The following is a 14,292-nucleotide window of genomic DNA, read 5'->3' on the forward strand; positions in this document are numbered from 1 at the left end:
CAGCGGCAACCACAAGCCGCACATGACCACCAGGTACTTGCCGCACGGCATGCCCATCAACGCCCACACATGCTCCACAAGCGCCCTGGCGTCGTCGGAAAAGCCCCGTGCCCGCAGCCTGCGCCCGTCGACCTGCTCGACCGGATCCGCCAACCTCGGGCCGGTCAGCATCCGCCGCGCCGTCGAGCGGCCCATCCCCGTGGTGGCCACCACCCGATCCAAAATCTTGCTCTTGTCCGCCTTCGATGCCCTGCGGTACCCGGTACGCAGCTTGTTGGCCACTTGCCGTCTTGCGGCCATGTCGATTTTGCCTTCCACATGGGCAAGCCTTCATGGCCACGCGCTCAAAGTAGCTGAGGCACCACCACCGGCTACGCGCTCAAAGTAGGCACGCCGCGGAGTTGTCGTCAGTGCCCCAATGGCGTAACGTCTATGCCACGCACACAGCGCGGAGGGAGGGATAGATCATGTCTGAGACGTTCAATGCTCTGCTCGCCGAGAGGCTTGAAGACCCTGCGTTCGCACGGCACTATGCCGCTGAGTCGGCGCGGATCGCTGCTATCGACGCTGTGCTCAATCAGCTCGATGACGCACGTGCGGCGTCGAACCTCACCAAGGCGCAGCTTGCCCGGGCGATCGGTTCCGATCCCAGTGTGGTGCGCCGTCTGCTGTCCGCGCAGACCGTGAATCCGACTCTGGCGACTGTGGCTGAACTCGCGGCGGCGCTGGGGCTGAAGGTCACGCTCACCCCGATGTCCGATGAGGAACGTGCTCGGATCACCGAGCCGATGCTCGCCGCGACCGGTTAGTCCGATTTCACCGAACGCGGATTGCGGCTGAAATACTCATCACCCAGCTGGCGCACCTTGCCATAGTCTGCCTCGCTAAACGTTGTTCGCACTGCCTTGCTCATGCCCGTGATCACAGCGAGGATCGGTCGGTCCACCTCCAGCGCCTCGATGTCCAAGCGGCAGAAGAGGCGGTAGTGTCTGCGTGGCTTTGACCCGTCGACCCGGACCTCGTGCCACCCGGTCATTGACCCGCGCATCGCTTCCCAGTGCCCGCCGCCAGCGAACCGTTTCGGCGGCGCTTCGGCCACGGCCTTGAGAACCGCGAGCATCGTCGCCTGCACCTTGGGCGGGCACGTCATCAGGAACTCGAATCCAGGGGCGCTCTCCGCGGCGTTGTCGTCGGCTTGCCTTTGGAAGAACTCGATCCTGTGCGGTGCATCCGACGACAAGCCCTGACTAGGCGTTTTCTTCGCCTTAACCATTAGCGAGGATCGTACGGCAGCCCAACGACCGTCACCGGCAGCGTCATCCTCGCCATCCCGAGTTACCCGCGAATACGCTCTGGACAGAGCCGGGACGGAAACCGTTCGCCGACGTGGAAATCGGTGCGGACTGGACGACGTGATGCATGCCAGCACATCCGGTTTCGCTCTGGCAGGGTTGGGATCAAGGGTTCCTCCACAGGTAGGTGGATCGTGCGGTTCTGGCATCGAAAAAGGCAAGTGCGCCGCGCGACCGCGAGCGAACGCCCGATGACAAAACCCCCGTTGTGCCAAGAGTGTGCCAAGACGGGCAAAAACGGTCCGACACTCCGTGGACCCAGCGGACACGCACGAGCCGCTGACCTGCGCATTTGAAGACGCTATGGCATCGCGTGCAACCCGGTGGACCGGCCGGCTGGGATTTACACACCAGCGGTCGGCGGTTCGATCCCGTCCGCGCCCACCAGCGGGCAGCTGTGACCTGCATCGCACGGGGGCCCCGACGAGGCGAGCAACACATTTCCTCTGGCCGGCAAATCGGTGACGATCGTTAGTATGACTTCGCAACTGACGCAGGAACGCTCGACTCCGCTGCCGTCCACCACTGGAGAAACCGAAGAGCGCATCTTTGTGCAGCCGTGGTTTGTGCTGGCGATGCTGTGCATGGTCGCCATCGTGGTGCTCGCCGTCCACGGCTAGCCGTCGCCACTCGAATCGGCGCTGCCGGCACCGCGACCCGGCCGGCCCCACATCGCCGGGAGCTCGGGTGTCATAAACCCCGTCGCGCACAGGGTGAACCGTTCGGCGACTCGGATCCGAGGATGATTGAATCGCCGCCGCTGCAGAGGATCGCCGAGACCACGTGTGAGACGCTGCCGGGGTGTTTGCGATGACCCGGGCGCTCGGTGCGTCCGCCGGCTACCTGGCCGACCTGCTGCTCGGCGACCCGCGGGGCGGTCATCCGGTCGCCGGCTTCGGCGCGGCGGCAGCGGCCGCGGAGCGGATCACCTACCGCGACAGCCGGATCGCCGGCGCACTGCACGCCGGGGTGCTGGTCGGTGCGGCCGGCCTGCTCGGTGTGGCGTTGCAACGCCAGGCCGATGTGCGCGGACGATCGTGGTCGGTGGCCGCCACCGCAACGGCCACCTGGGTGTCGCTGGGCGGGACGTCGCTGGCCCGCGCCGGGCTGGCGATGGCGGGCCTGCTGGAGCGCGAGGATCTCGAGGGCGCGCGACGGCTGCTGCCGACGCTGTGCGGCCGCGACCCCACGCCGCTGGATGCCGGCGGCCTGGCTCGCGCGGCGGTCGAATCGGTCGCCGAGAATACATCCGACGCGCTGGTGGCGCCGCTGCTGTGGGCCGCGGTGAGCGGAGCGCCCGCGGTGCTGGCATACCGCGCCGTCAACACCCTGGACGCGATGATCGGACAACGCTCGCCGCGTTATACCCGATTCGGTTGGGCTGCAGCGCGATTGGACGATGCAGCCAACTACGTCGCCGCGCGGCTGACCGCGGCGCTGGTGGTCGCGTGCGCGCCGGTCGTCGGCGGCTCACCGGCGGGGGCGCTGCGCGTGTGGCGCCGCGACGCGGCCCGGCATCCCAGCCCCAACGCCGGCGTCGTCGAGTCCGCGTTCGCCGGCGCGCTCGGCGTGCGGCTGGGCGGGCCGACGCAGTACCGCTACCAACTGCAGCTCCGGCCCACCCTCGGAGACGGACCGCCGCCGTCGGTGCCCGACCTGCGCCGCGCCGTGCGGCTCTCCCGGGTGGTGCAGGCCGGCGCCGCGGTGCTGATACTCAGCGCCGCCGGCCGTAGCGATCGGTGAGTTTGTCCTCGACGCTCGGCGGTGCGGTGCGTGAGGTCTGTGCTTTCTCCGCGCGGGCTTTTTCCGTGCGGCGCGCGCGGATCTCGCCGTAGACGAAGTAGCCCAGCAGAATCGGCGCGAGGACGCCGAACGAGATCCACTGGATGCCATAGGACAGGAACGGCCCGGCATCCAGGTGCGGCACGCCGATCACGCCGAGGCCGCCCGGCTGGTTGTCGACCAGCTGCAGGTACGACCCGGCCAGCGGCACCCCGGTCAGCGCGGCTATTTGGTCGGTGTTGATCGAATACACCTGCCGCACAGAGTCTTTGGTGAAAGGTTCCTTGCCGGGGGCTGCAGGCTCGCAATCACGCAGCCGAGCCGTCACAGTAACCGTGGTGACGGGTGGCGGGGGGATCGGCGGCACCCATGAACCATGTTCGGGCCGCACATAACCGCGGTCGACCAGCACGGTCGGTCCCCCGTCGACGGCGAACGGCACCAGGACCTCGAACGCGGGCTGGTTGTCGATCATCCGGAGTCTGGCCAGTACCTGTCGATCCGCCAGGTAGTGCCCGGTGGCGACCACCGAGCGCCACTGCGCGTCCGGCGCCGACGAATCCTGCTGCGGCAAAAAAGTTTTGACATTCACCGGCGCGGTGTTCAACGCCTGCTCGATTTGGCTGTTCTCTCGCGACGTCTTGGTGTTCTTTCCCAGCTGCCACGGCGCCAGCACACTGAAACACAAGTAGGCGAACGCGATCACCACCACGGCCAGCGCCAGCCATCCCGGCCGCAACAGAAATGCCAGGCGCCGCATCAGGACCGACCGTTGTGCACGAGTCGCCCGTCGACCCAGGAATGCAGGCCGGGCAGGGCGGCCTCGATGGCGGCGAACACCGCTTCGAAGTCGTCGTGATCACCGTCGTAGGGGTCCTCGACGTCGGGCACATACGCACCCGAGCGCGGGTCGAACGATCGCAACATCACGATCCGGTCTGCGTCGACACCCAGTTGCCGCAGCAGCCAGACGTGGTTGCGGGCCAGTGCCACCACCAGGTCGGCGCTCAGGTGGTCGGAGTCGATCTGCGCGGCTCGATGCTCGGTGGGGTAGCCGTGGGTGCGCAGCACCCGGCTGGCGCGTTCGTCGGCGCTTTTGCCGATATGCCAGCCGGCGGTTCCGGCGCTGGTGACACGCACCGCGTCGTGCAGGCCGCGTCGCCGGATCTGGTGGGCGAACATCTTCTCGGCCATCGGCGACCGGCAGATATTGCCCGTGCACACGAACGTGACGTGCAGCTGCGGGTCGGTCGGTGTCACCCTGCCATTGTCGCCGATGCGCGTGCCCGCGCGGCTGCCCGGGCCGTTAGTGTTCTCCTCGTGGCGAGTCCGCATCCGACCCCGTTCGCGGCGGCGCGCTACCACGGGGACCAGGCCGCCGAACCGGGCATGCTGGATTTCGCCGTCAACGTCCGGCACCGCCGGCCGCCGGCCTGGCTGACGCAGCGGCTCGCCGTCCGCCTGCCCGACCTGGCCCGCTACCCGGCTGCCGACGACGAACGCGCCGCAGCCGGGGCCGTCGCCGCCCGCCATGGCCGGGCCCGCGACGAGGTGACGCTGCTGGCCGGAGCGGCCGAAGGGTTCGCGCTGCTGGGCAATCTGCGCCCGCGGCAGGCTGCGGTGATCGCGCCGTCGTTCACCGAGCCCGACGCGGCCCTTGCCGCCGCCGGCGTCCCGGTACGGCACGTTGTGCTCGAAGCACCCTTCGGCTTAGCCGGCGCCCGGGTCCCCGAGGACGCCGATCTGGTCGTGGTGGGTAACCCCACCAACCCGACGTCGGTGCTGCACACCCGCTCGCAGATCGGTGCGCTGCGCCGGCCCGGGCGGATCGTGGTGGTCGACGAGGCGTTCGCCGATGCGGTTCCCGGCGAGCCGGAGTCGCTGGCCGGGGAATCGCTGCCCGACGTGCTGGTGCTGCGCAGCCTCACCAAGACGTGGTCGCTGGCCGGACTGCGGGTGGGCTACGCGCTGGGTGCGCCGGAGGTGTTGGGCAGGCTGACGTCGCGGCGCGCGCACTGGCCGATGGGTGTGCTGCAGCTGACGGCGATCGCGGCCTGCTGCGCGCCGGACGCCGTGGCCGGGGCCGCGGCCGGAGCCCGGCGGTTGGCGTTGTTGCGCGCGGAGATGGTGGCCGGGTTGCGGTCGGCGGGTGTCGACGTCGTGGATGGCGTGGCGCCGTTCGTGCTGTTCGCTGTTGAGGATGCCCAGCTAGTTCGAAAGAAGTTGCACGCCAAAGGGATTGCGGTTCGCCGGTGTGATACCTTCGTCGGCCTGGACGGGCGGTATCTGCGGGCCGCGGTACGTCCGGAGTGGCCGCTGCTGGTCGACGCGCTCGCCGAGGTGCTGTCGTGACCGTCCGGCTGGCCGACGTCATCGACGTGCTCGACGACGCCTACCCGCCACGGATCGCCCTGGCGTGGGACGCGATCGGCCTGGTCTGTGGCGATCCCGCCGACATGCTGGAGTCGGTGACGGTCGCGGTCGACGCCACCGCTGCGGTCGTCGACACGGTGCCGGACGGCGGCCTGCTGCTGGCGCACCATCCGCTGCTGCTGCGCGGAGTGAACACGGTCGCGGCCGGCACCGCCAAGGGTGCGCTGATCCACCGGCTGATCCGGACCGGGCGTTCGCTGTTCACCGCGCACACCAACGCCGACGCGGCGTGCCCCGGTGTGTCCGACGCCCTGGCCGCCGCCCTCGGGCTGACGGTCGAGGCGGTGCTGGAGCCCCCGCCGGCGGTGTCCGATCTGGACAAGTGGATCATCTTCGTCCCACCGGGGCACGCCGACTCGGTGCGGGCGGCGATCTTCGCGGCCGGGGCCGGGGAGATCGGCGACTACTCGCGGTGCAGCTGGAGCGTCACCGGCACCGGGCAGTTCCTGCCGGGTGCGGGGGCGTCGCCGACCATCGGCCGTGCGGGTGCCGTCGAGCGGGTCGTCGAAGACCGGGTCGAGGCCGTCGCGCCGGCGTGGGCCCGCCGCCGGGTGCACTCGGCGCTGCTCGCCGCCCATCCCTACGAGGAGCCGGCGTTCGACATCGTCGCGCTGACGCCGCCGCCGACCGATGTCGGGCTCGGCCGTGTGGGCATGTTGTCGCAGCCGGAACCATTGCACGCCTTCGTGTCTCGAGTCGACGCCGCCTTGCCGAAGACCTCGTGGGGAGTGCGCGCCGCAGGTGATCCGGACATGCCGGTGTCGCGCGTGGCGGTGTGCGGCGGCGCCGGTGACTCGTTGCTGGAGGCCGCAGCCACCGCCGGCGTGCACGCGTATGTCACCGCCGACCTGCGCCACCATCCGGCCGACGAGCACACTCGCGCTTCGGATGTGGCCTTGGTTGACGTCGCACACTGGGCAAGCGAACACCCGTGGTGCGAGCAGGCGGCCTCGGTGTTGCGGTTGGCGTTCGGTGACGCCCTTGCGGTGCGGATTTGTGCTGTCCGAACCGACCCATGGAATGTCGAGCCCGACGCCGGGAGTGAGTACTCATGAAAGCTCTTGTAGAGCAACAGCGTTCGTTGCTTGAAGTGGCGCAACTGGACGCCGAGCTGGCCCGGATCGCACACCGGGCCGGCCACCTGCCGCAGCGTCAGGATTGCCAGCGGGCTGAGGCCGATCACGTCGCCGCGACCGACCGGCTGGCGGCAGTGCGTATTGCATTGGAGGACCTGGACACTCAGGTGTCGCGCTTGGAGTCGGAGATCGATGCCGTGCGCCGGCGCGAAGAGCGGGACCGCGCGCTGCTGGATTCGGTGGCAGACGCCAAACAACTGGCCGACCTGCAACACGAGCTGGAAACCCTGCAGCGGCGCCAATCCAGCCTTGAGGACACGCTGTTGGAGGTCATGGAGCGCCGCGAGGAGCTGCAGACGCGGGAGAACGCGGAAGTCGCGGCGATCGCCGGGCTGCAGGCCGAGCTGGCTGACGCACAGCGGGCTCTGGAGACTGCGCAGGCGGACATCGACGCGACCCGCAGCCAGTGCATGTCGCGTCGCGACGAGCTCACCGCCGCTCTGGACCCCGAGCTGCTGGCCCTCTACGAACGCCAACGGGCCGGCGGCGGCCCGGGAGCCGGGCCGCTACAGGGGCGCCGCTGCGGTGCCTGTCGCATCGAGATCGATCGTGGCGAGCTGTCCCGAATCGCAGCGGCCTCCGACGACGACGTCCTGCGTTGCCCGGAATGCGGCGCGATCCTCCTGCGAGTCGCCGACGTCGGCCCGTCGAAGTCCCCGTCAAAGTCCCCGTGAAAGTCATCGTCGAGGCGGACGGCGGGTCCCGGGGCAACCCCGGACCGGCCGGATACGGGGCGGTGGTGTGGAGTGCGGACCGGTCCACCGTGCTGGCCGAAAGCAAGCAGGCGATCGGGCGAGCCACCAACAATGTGGCCGAATACCGCGGTCTGATAGCAGGTTTGGGCGATGCGGTGAAGCTGGGCGCCAACGAGGTCGCCGTGTTGATGGATTCCAAGCTGGTCGTGGAGCAGATGTCCGGGCGTTGGAAGGTCAAGCACCCCGATCTGGCGGCCCTGCACGCGCAGGCGCGCGCCCTGGCGTCGGGCTTCGAGGCGATCAGCTACTCCTGGGTGCCGCGGGCGCAGAATTCCTATGCCGACCGGTTGGCCAACGAAGCCATGGACGCCGCAGCCGAAGTAGGCTCGCGGCCAGGCGAATCGGTCACAGGGCCGGGTTGGAGCGGGGCACGCGGTGCACCCACCCGGCTGCTGCTGTTGCGGCACGGTCAAACCGACCTGTCGGTGCAGCGGAGATACTCGGGGCGCGGCAATCCGGCGCTGACCGAACTCGGCTGCCGACAAGCCGACGCGGCGGCCCGGTATGTCGCCGAACGTGGCGGGATCGCGGCGGTGGTCAGCTCGCCGCTGCAACGCTGCTCCGACACCGCGACGACGGCCGCCAAGGCGCTGGGCCGTGACGTGACCGTCGACGACGACCTGATCGAAACCGATTTCGGCGCCTGGGAGGGGCTGACGTTCGCGGAGGCCGCGCAGCGCGACCCCGAGCTGCATCGACGCTGGCTGCGGGACACCGCCACCGCTCCGCCGGGCGGGGAGAGCTTCGATTCGGTGCATCGGCGCGCGCTGCGGGCGCGGGACCGGATCGTGGCCGAGCACGCCGGCACGACGGTGCTGGTGGTGTCGCATGTGACGCCGATCAAGATGCTGCTGCGGATCGCCCTGGACGCCGGGCCGGGCATGCTCTACCGGCTGCACCTGGATCTGGCGTCGCTCTCCATCGCCGAGTTCTACCCGGACGGCGCTTCGTCGGTGCGGTTGGTGAACCAGACCAGCTATTTGTGACCCGGCGCCGACAAAGGCAAGTCCGCGATGCCGCCAACGCACCCGGAGGTCGAATGAATCCCGCTGCGTCCGGGCTTCTTCGGCATATGGGGTTGCGGCCGGGCGCACGGGCTTGCAAGCTGGCGGCATGGACGTCGGAACAGATGAGGCGCGGCAGTTCTGGGAGCAGCGCTACGCCGGCGCAGATCGAGTGTGGAGTGGGCGGGTCAACGCACGCTTGGTCGAGGTAGCCGCCGACTTGGCACCCGGGCGGGCTTTGGACCTGGGCTGCGGGGAGGGTGCCGACGCTATTTGGCTGGCTGAAAAGGGCTGGCACGTGGTCGGGGTGGACATTTCGGAGAACGCGCTGCAGCGTGCAGCCGCCGAGGCGGCTGCACGAAACGTGTTGGACCGCATTATTTTCCAGCGTCATGACTTGTCCGAAAGCTTTCCGGACGGGACCTTCGACCTGGTGTCGGCGCAGTACCTGCATTCGTCGGTTCGGCTGGAGCGTGACGTGATCCTGCGCCGCGCCGCCGCAAGTGTGAAACCGGAGGGCGTGCTGTTGATCGTCGACCACGGCGCCGCCCCGCCGTGGATGCATCGCGACAACCACCACCACCATCACGAATTCCCCTCCGCCGAGGAGGTGATCGGATCGCTGCAACTGGACGAGCGCTGCTGGGACCGCGAGCGGGTGGAGACGGCGGAACGGGAGACGGTTGGACCCGACGGTCAGCCCGCGACTCTGATCGACAACATCATCGTGCTGCGACGGTCGACAGGTCAGGCGGCGTCGTGAAAAATGAGTCCGAGCGCGTAGCGCTCACCGGAGCGGACGACGGAAAGACCATGACGCACCGGCGTTGTCGACCAGCCGCGGGTTGATCGAACCGGCCGGTCGCGGGTGGTGAACAGATAGCCGTGGCCCTGCGGCAGTGCAATTGCGGTGCCGCGGGATTGCGCCCGCGGCCGTTGTTCGACGAGCAGGAACTCGCCGCCCGTGTATTCGGTGTCCGAGTCGCTCAGGTTGATCACAACTTGGAGTGGGAAAACCAAGTCCCCGTAGAGGTCCCGGTGCAGTGCGTTCCAATCGTCGGGGCCGTATCTCAGCAGCAGGGCCGTCGATCTGGCCTGGCCGGCGGCGTGACACATCCGTAGCCACTCGTCGAGGCTGTCCGGCCACGGCGCGTCGCGGCCGAGCTTGGCGCTCCAATCCCGCGCGATCGGCAGCAGCCGCGTATACAGCGACTGCTTGAGCTGCTCGACCGGCTCCGGATAGGGGGCGTGGAAATACCGGTACTGCCCCGAGCCGTAGCGGCGCTGTTGCATGTCGATCGTGGCGCGGAACAGGTCGTCGCTGCGGTAGAGCCGGCGCAGCTTCACCGCTTCGGCGCGGGTGAGCAGCCGGGGCAACAGGGCGCCGCCGTGGGCATTGACGGCTGCGGCGATGGCGTCCCAGTCGGCGGCGTCGACGCGTGTTTCCCACCGCGACATCAGCACGCTCCCTTCCGGCACCGTTGGTATAGACGATAGGCAATGTCGCCGGGATCGTGTATGATCGAATGTATGTTCGACACACTTGCGGAGGTAGACCCGGCCGCTGACGAATCGGCTCTGGTCGAGCGCATCGCCGAACTGGAACGAATCAAATCGGCGGCTGCCGCCGGGCAGGCTCGGGCTGCGGCCGCCCTGGATTCAGCGCGCCGGGCCGCCGAGGCCGCGGCGGGGATGCCGGCCGCGCGGCGCGGTCGCGGCGTCGCCGGCGAGGTTGCGCTGGCACGGCGGGATTCACCGGCGCGCGGCAGTCGCCACCTCGGGTTGGCCAAGGCCCTGGTGCACGAGATGCCGCATACCTTGGCCGCGCTGCAGGCCGGGATGCTCTCGGAGTGGCGAGCCACGTTGATCGTGCGGGAAAGCGCATGTTTGGCCGTCGAGGATCGCCGCACTCTGGACGCCGAATTGTGCGGGGAACCAGGCAGTCTCGACGGGCTGGGTGATGCGCGGGTGGCCGCTGCCGCCAAAGCGATCGCCTATCGGCTCGATCCACAGGCTGTCGTCGACCGGGCCGCCAAGGCGGAGAGCGAACGCACGGTGACCCTCCGGCCCGCACCGGACACCATGACCTACCTGACCGCACTTCTCCCGGTGGCCCAGGGGGTTTCGGTCTATGCGGCGCTGCGCCGCGCGGCCGACACCACGTTCGACGGCCGGTCCCGTGGCCAGGTCATGGCCGACAGCCTGGTCGAACGCGTCACCGGACGCAGCGCGGCGACCGCGACACCGGTCGCGGTCAACCTGGTGCTTTCCGACGACACCCTGCTGGGCGGTGACGACGCCGCCGCCGAGGTCTGCGGCTATGGCCCGATTCCGGCGGCGGTTGCCCTCAGACTGATCTCGGCCGCCGTGGCCGACGGCCGGTCGAGGGCGACGCTGCGCCGGCTCTACGCGCACCCCCGCTCCGGCGCGCTGGTGGCGATGGAATCCCGAGCCCGGCTGTTTCCCCGCGGCCTGGCCGACTTCATCGGACTGCGGGACCGACGATGTCGCACGCCGTACTGCGATGCGCCGATCCGGCACCGCGACCATGCCATACCGCGCCGTCGGGGCGGCGCGACGTCCGCGGCGAACGGGCTCGGATTGTGCGAGCGCTGCAACTACGCCAAGGAGACCGCGGGATGGGATGTCAGTACCGCGGGCGACAAAAACGGTTGTCACACAGCAGAATTCACTACACCAACCGGTGCGCGGTACCGCTCCGGAGCCCCGCCGCTGCCTCGGGGCCCATCGCGGATTGACGTCAGCGAGATCGAAGTTGCCGTCCGGGTTGCGCTAGCGGATCTGCATGCCGCGTAGCCGGGCTGGTCTGCGATCGCAACAGCGAGTACGGTTGGTCAGCGCGGACGAGTTGGCCGGGCGGCCGCGGCTCCTACCGAGTCGAGGAAAGTCCGGACTTCACAGAGCAGGGTGATTGCTAACGGCAATCCGAGGTGACTCGCGGGACAGTGCCACAGAGAACAGACCGCCACCCTTGCGGTGGTAAGGGTGAAACGGTGCGGTAAGAGCGCACCAGCATTCCGGGTGACCGGGATGGCTTGGTAAACCCCACCCGAAGCAAGGCCAAGAAGACCGCACCGCGGTGTGGTCGCGCAGGCGTAGCAGGGTTGCTCGCCCGAGCCTGCGGGTAGGCCGCTTGAGGCACCCGGTGACGGTGTGCCCAGATGGATGGTCGCCGCTGCATCGCCAGATATGGCGGTGCGGAACAGAATCCGGCTTACAGGCCAACTCGCCCGCCTACTCCCGCGACGTGCGCACCGCCCTGTCCAGTTCGTGCAGCGCAGCGCGCAGCTGCCGCCGACAGCGGCGCGCCAACTCGACCTCCTGCTGGTAGAGCAGACCGTAGGTGAAGGTGTCGTCGCCGGCCGCATGTGCGGCCGCGGCCTGCTGGCTCAAATGCGCTCTGCTGACCACGCTGTCCTGATGGTCGCCGAGCAACGTCTGGATGGCCGCCGACCCCTTGGACACCTCCATCTCACCGGTTGCCGCTGCCGTGTAGCGGAGCTGCTTGGCTTTCTTCCGGATCTGGTGCAGCGCCTCGTTGCGCTCTGCCTCGGGCGCCCGGGCCGCGGTCTTCGCGGCCCTTCGCATTCGCCGGTAGACGGTGTGCACCGTCGACCGCGCCGCTTCGGGAGGAGCCTGCACCCCGGCGGGCGCGACGAGTACCGCGTCGAGGGCGTCGAGCAGGCGGAAGTACCGCGTCGACCGCAGCGCGATGAGTGATCGCCGAAGTCCGGCCGCATACCGCTGCCGCGCACCGCCGACGAGACGTGCCCGGACCGCACCGCGCACCAGCTCCGGCGGCAGCCCGTCCAGGGCACGTTGGTAACGATCGGCTAGGACTTCGGCGTCGCGTGCGGCTCCCAGCACCGCGGCAAGCTCGCGCAGTTCGTCCACTATCCAGCTGTCGTCGGACAATCCGAACGACTCCGGCGCAGCCTGCAGCAGGCTGCGGATCTTGCGGATGGTCACCCGCATCTGGTGCACCGCGTCGTCGGCGTCCGCGCGCACCGCTCGGTCCCACGCCAGCAGCTCGTCGACCTGCTCGGCGAGGGCGCGGTGCACCGGGTCCGCCGGTGCGGGCGGGGTGGCGTGCTGGGTCGCGCCCAGCACCCGGGCCAGCTTGGAGCCGTGCCGGGCCGGCGTCGCACCGGCGTCGAGCAACCGGTTGGTCAGCCGTTGCAGCATGTCGGTGTCCGGCGCTTCGCCGGACCCGACCAGCTCCAGTTCCCATTCCCGCCAGCGTTGTTCGGACGAGTCCTCGTCGCCGGAGTCGCCACACCAGGCAACCACCTTGTCGTCGCAGAACTCGGCCACCACCGCGCCGTCGTCGCCGCAGAGCCGCCCGACATCCCGGGTGGTGGTGATCCGTGCGACCGGGCCCAGCGGACGATCCCGCACGATGGCCGACACCACGTCCAGCAATTCGCCCGGCACCTCGTCGCGACCACCGTCCGTCGCGCCCAGCGGTACCCGAATCTCGGTGCGGGCATCCGGTCCGGCCGGCAGCTTCAGGTGCCAGCCGGCATCCACCCCACCGGTGCGACGGCGCAACGTGATCCGTCTGGATGCCAGGTCACGCGTCGGGGTGTCGACATAGACGGCGTCCAGCGTCTGTGTCGCAGGCCGTTGCACCCGGGTGATCGCCGCGATGCCCGCGAACGACGGCGACAGCGTCGACTCGTCGACATCGAACTTGCGCTCCACCTCGAGGTGACGCGACGCCTTAGTGGCCTTGACAGGCATCGTCGCCTCCGACATCGCGGTCCGCACCGGTGGATTCGCGACCAGCCTGCCATACCCGGACCGGCGGGGTCGCACGTATCGGGCCGAACGCGCGGCGAACCGCCACACCCGACGGCCGCACGGCGACGGGTCAGAAGCTGTGCTCGTCGGCGGGAAAGACGCCTTCGGCCACCTCTTGCGCGTACCGCATTGCGGCCCTGCGTAAGTCGGCTCCCAGGTCGCCGAACCGCTTGACGAATCGGGCTGTCTTGCCGCCGGTGAGGCCGGCCATGTCCTGCCACACCAGAACCTGGGCGTCGCAGTTCGGCCCGGCGCCGATGCCGATGGTGGGGATGGTCAGCTTGCCGGTGATCTGGGTGGCCAGCTCGGCCGGCACCATCTCCATGACCACCGAGAACGCACCGGCTTCGGCCACGGCGATCGCGTCGGCGATGGTCTGTTCGCCAGTATCGCCGCGACCCTGCACGCGGAAACCGCCGAGCGTGTTGACGCTTTGCGGGGTGAAGCCGATATGGGCCATCACCGGGATACCGGCGGCGGACAGCACGGCGATCTGATCGGCCACCCGTTCACCGCCCTCGAGCTTGACCGCGTGTGCGCCGGCCTCCTTCATGAACCGCGTCGCGCTGCCCAGCGCCGCGGTGGGCCCGGCCTCGTAGCTGCCGAACGGCAAGTCGGCCACCACCAAAGCGTGCGGAGCGCCGCGCACCACGCCGCGGACCAACGGGATGAGCTCGTCGATGCCGACCGGCACCGTGGTGTCGTAGCCGTAGACCACGTTGGCGGCCGAATCACCGACCAGCAGCACCGGTATGCCGGCCTCGTCGAAGACGCGGGCGGTGCAGTAGTCGTAGGCCGTCAGCATGGCCCACTTGCGGCCTTCGGCCTTCGCTTTCTGCAGGTGATGGATCCGGGTTCTGGTCCGCGGGGCGGTGCCAGACCCGTAGACGGTCTGCTCAGACATCGTTGTCCTCGGTGCTCTCTCAGTGCTGTTGTCAGTCGGGCACTGTTGTCAGTCGGGCACTGTTGTCAGTTGGGCACTGTTGTGCGACGGTCCTCGTGGCCC

The 14,292-nt window shown here is 69.1% G+C and carries 15 protein-coding genes, 1 other RNA gene and 1 pseudogene; 10 read left to right on the forward strand and 7 right to left on the reverse strand.

Features of this window, described 5'->3' with window-relative positions; genetic code table 11:
- Window positions 1-300: pseudogene (locus ABDW21_RS05700) on the reverse strand (transposase); the annotation flags it as partial.
- Window positions 301-467: 167 nt separating this feature from the next.
- Here ABDW21_RS05700 and ABDW21_RS05705 point away from each other — a divergent pair.
- A complete protein-coding gene (locus tag ABDW21_RS05705) occupies window positions 468-809 on the forward strand; it encodes a helix-turn-helix transcriptional regulator (protein ID WP_343710180.1) in 342 nt (113 codons plus the stop codon).
- On the opposite strand, the gene ABDW21_RS05710 is transcribed toward ABDW21_RS05705, so the two are convergent.
- Window positions 806-1,273, reverse strand: coding sequence for a hypothetical protein (locus tag ABDW21_RS05710; protein WP_343710181.1), 468 nt, complete (start codon window positions 1,271-1,273; stop codon window positions 806-808). The two genes, ABDW21_RS05705 and ABDW21_RS05710, sit on opposite strands and share 4 nt — an antisense overlap.
- 555 nt (window positions 1,274-1,828) lie before the next feature.
- Between ABDW21_RS05710 and ABDW21_RS05715 the strand changes: the two genes are divergently transcribed.
- A complete protein-coding gene (locus tag ABDW21_RS05715) occupies window positions 1,829-1,972 on the forward strand; it encodes a hypothetical protein (RefSeq protein WP_343600718.1) in 144 nt (47 codons plus the stop codon).
- A gap of 190 nt (window positions 1,973-2,162) precedes the next feature.
- Window positions 2,163-3,095, forward strand: a complete 933-nt coding sequence (locus ABDW21_RS05720; protein ID WP_343600717.1) for a cobalamin biosynthesis protein — start codon at window positions 2,163-2,165, stop codon at window positions 3,093-3,095.
- On the opposite strand, the gene ABDW21_RS05725 is transcribed toward ABDW21_RS05720, so the two are convergent.
- On the reverse strand, window positions 3,067-3,894 hold the full coding sequence (locus ABDW21_RS05725; RefSeq protein ID WP_343600716.1) for an SURF1 family protein: 828 nt from the start codon (window positions 3,892-3,894) through the stop codon (window positions 3,067-3,069). The two genes, ABDW21_RS05720 and ABDW21_RS05725, sit on opposite strands and share 29 nt — an antisense overlap.
- On the reverse strand, window positions 3,894-4,394 hold the full coding sequence (locus tag ABDW21_RS05730; RefSeq protein ID WP_343600715.1) for a low molecular weight protein-tyrosine-phosphatase: 501 nt from the start codon (window positions 4,392-4,394) through the stop codon (window positions 3,894-3,896). The genes ABDW21_RS05725 and ABDW21_RS05730 overlap by 1 nt, the downstream gene beginning before the upstream one ends.
- A 60-nt stretch (window positions 4,395-4,454) precedes the next feature.
- Between ABDW21_RS05730 and cobC the strand changes: the two genes are divergently transcribed.
- The 5 genes from cobC (at window position 4,455) to ABDW21_RS05755 (ending at window position 9,225) form a co-directional block, all read left to right on the forward strand.
- Entirely contained in the window at window positions 4,455-5,486 is a 1,032-nt protein-coding gene (cobC, locus tag ABDW21_RS05735) for an Rv2231c family pyridoxal phosphate-dependent protein CobC (protein ID WP_343600714.1), read from the forward strand.
- Entirely contained in the window at window positions 5,483-6,622 is a 1,140-nt protein-coding gene (locus ABDW21_RS05740) for a Nif3-like dinuclear metal center hexameric protein (protein WP_343600713.1), read from the forward strand. The genes cobC and ABDW21_RS05740 overlap by 4 nt, the downstream gene beginning before the upstream one ends.
- Window positions 6,619-7,377, forward strand: coding sequence for a zinc ribbon domain-containing protein (locus ABDW21_RS05745; RefSeq protein ID WP_343600712.1), 759 nt, complete (start codon window positions 6,619-6,621; stop codon window positions 7,375-7,377). Before ABDW21_RS05740 ends, ABDW21_RS05745 begins: the two co-directional genes overlap by 4 nt.
- On the forward strand, window positions 7,374-8,444 hold the full coding sequence (locus ABDW21_RS05750; RefSeq protein WP_343600711.1) for a bifunctional RNase H/acid phosphatase: 1,071 nt from the start codon (window positions 7,374-7,376) through the stop codon (window positions 8,442-8,444). Before ABDW21_RS05745 ends, ABDW21_RS05750 begins: the two co-directional genes overlap by 4 nt.
- 127 nt (window positions 8,445-8,571) lie before the next feature.
- Window positions 8,572-9,225 (forward strand): class I SAM-dependent methyltransferase, encoded by a 654-nt coding sequence (locus ABDW21_RS05755; protein ID WP_343600710.1) that lies wholly within the window; start codon window positions 8,572-8,574, stop codon window positions 9,223-9,225.
- Here the strand turns inward: ABDW21_RS05755 and ABDW21_RS05760 are convergent.
- Complete coding sequence (locus ABDW21_RS05760; RefSeq protein WP_343600709.1) at window positions 9,210-9,920, reverse strand: 2OG-Fe(II) oxygenase; 711 nt, start codon at window positions 9,918-9,920, stop codon at window positions 9,210-9,212. The genes ABDW21_RS05755 and ABDW21_RS05760 overlap by 16 nt on opposite strands.
- Before the next feature lie 72 nt (window positions 9,921-9,992).
- Between ABDW21_RS05760 and ABDW21_RS05765 the strand changes: the two genes are divergently transcribed.
- A complete protein-coding gene (locus ABDW21_RS05765; protein WP_343600708.1) occupies window positions 9,993-11,279 on the forward strand; it encodes a DUF222 domain-containing protein in 1,287 nt (428 codons plus the stop codon).
- A gap of 48 nt (window positions 11,280-11,327) precedes the next feature.
- Window positions 11,328-11,716, forward strand: an RNA gene (gene rnpB, locus ABDW21_RS05770) — RNase P RNA component class A.
- A gap of 1 nt (window position 11,717) precedes the next feature.
- On the opposite strand, the gene ABDW21_RS05775 is transcribed toward rnpB, so the two are convergent.
- Window positions 11,718-13,226, reverse strand: a complete 1,509-nt coding sequence (locus ABDW21_RS05775; RefSeq protein WP_343600707.1) for a CYTH and CHAD domain-containing protein — start codon at window positions 13,224-13,226, stop codon at window positions 11,718-11,720.
- Window positions 13,227-13,356: 130 nt separating this feature from the next.
- Complete coding sequence (gene panB, locus ABDW21_RS05780) at window positions 13,357-14,190, reverse strand: 3-methyl-2-oxobutanoate hydroxymethyltransferase (RefSeq protein WP_343600706.1); 834 nt, start codon at window positions 14,188-14,190, stop codon at window positions 13,357-13,359.
- Window positions 14,191-14,292: the final 102 nt, after the last annotated feature.

The sequence above is a fragment of the Mycobacterium sp. genome (genome assembly GCF_039583805.1).
Taxonomy (GTDB): Bacteria; Actinomycetota; Actinomycetes; order Mycobacteriales; family Mycobacteriaceae; genus Mycobacterium.

Excerpts from the sequence above, each read along its gene's own strand:
- ABDW21_RS05705 (WP_343710180.1), top strand. The coding sequence starts at position 468 with ATGTCTGAGACGTTCAATGCTCTGCTCGCCGAGAGGCTTGAAGACCCT.
- ABDW21_RS05710 (WP_343710181.1), bottom strand. The coding sequence starts at position 1,273 with ATGGTTAAGGCGAAGAAAACGCCTAGTCAGGGCTTGTCGTCGGATGCA.
- ABDW21_RS05715 (WP_343600718.1), top strand. The coding sequence starts at position 1,829 with ATGACTTCGCAACTGACGCAGGAACGCTCGACTCCGCTGCCGTCCACC.
- ABDW21_RS05720 (WP_343600717.1), top strand. The coding sequence starts at position 2,163 with ATGACCCGGGCGCTCGGTGCGTCCGCCGGCTACCTGGCCGACCTGCTG.
- ABDW21_RS05725 (WP_343600716.1), bottom strand. The coding sequence starts at position 3,894 with ATGCGGCGCCTGGCATTTCTGTTGCGGCCGGGATGGCTGGCGCTGGCC.
- ABDW21_RS05745 (WP_343600712.1), top strand. The coding sequence starts at position 6,619 with ATGAAAGCTCTTGTAGAGCAACAGCGTTCGTTGCTTGAAGTGGCGCAA.
- ABDW21_RS05755 (WP_343600710.1), top strand. The coding sequence starts at position 8,572 with ATGGACGTCGGAACAGATGAGGCGCGGCAGTTCTGGGAGCAGCGCTAC.
- ABDW21_RS05760 (WP_343600709.1), bottom strand. The coding sequence starts at position 9,920 with ATGTCGCGGTGGGAAACACGCGTCGACGCCGCCGACTGGGACGCCATC.
- ABDW21_RS05765 (WP_343600708.1), top strand. The coding sequence starts at position 9,993 with ATGTTCGACACACTTGCGGAGGTAGACCCGGCCGCTGACGAATCGGCT.
- ABDW21_RS05775 (WP_343600707.1), bottom strand. The coding sequence starts at position 13,226 with ATGCCTGTCAAGGCCACTAAGGCGTCGCGTCACCTCGAGGTGGAGCGC.
- panB (WP_343600706.1), bottom strand. The coding sequence starts at position 14,190 with ATGTCTGAGCAGACCGTCTACGGGTCTGGCACCGCCCCGCGGACCAGA.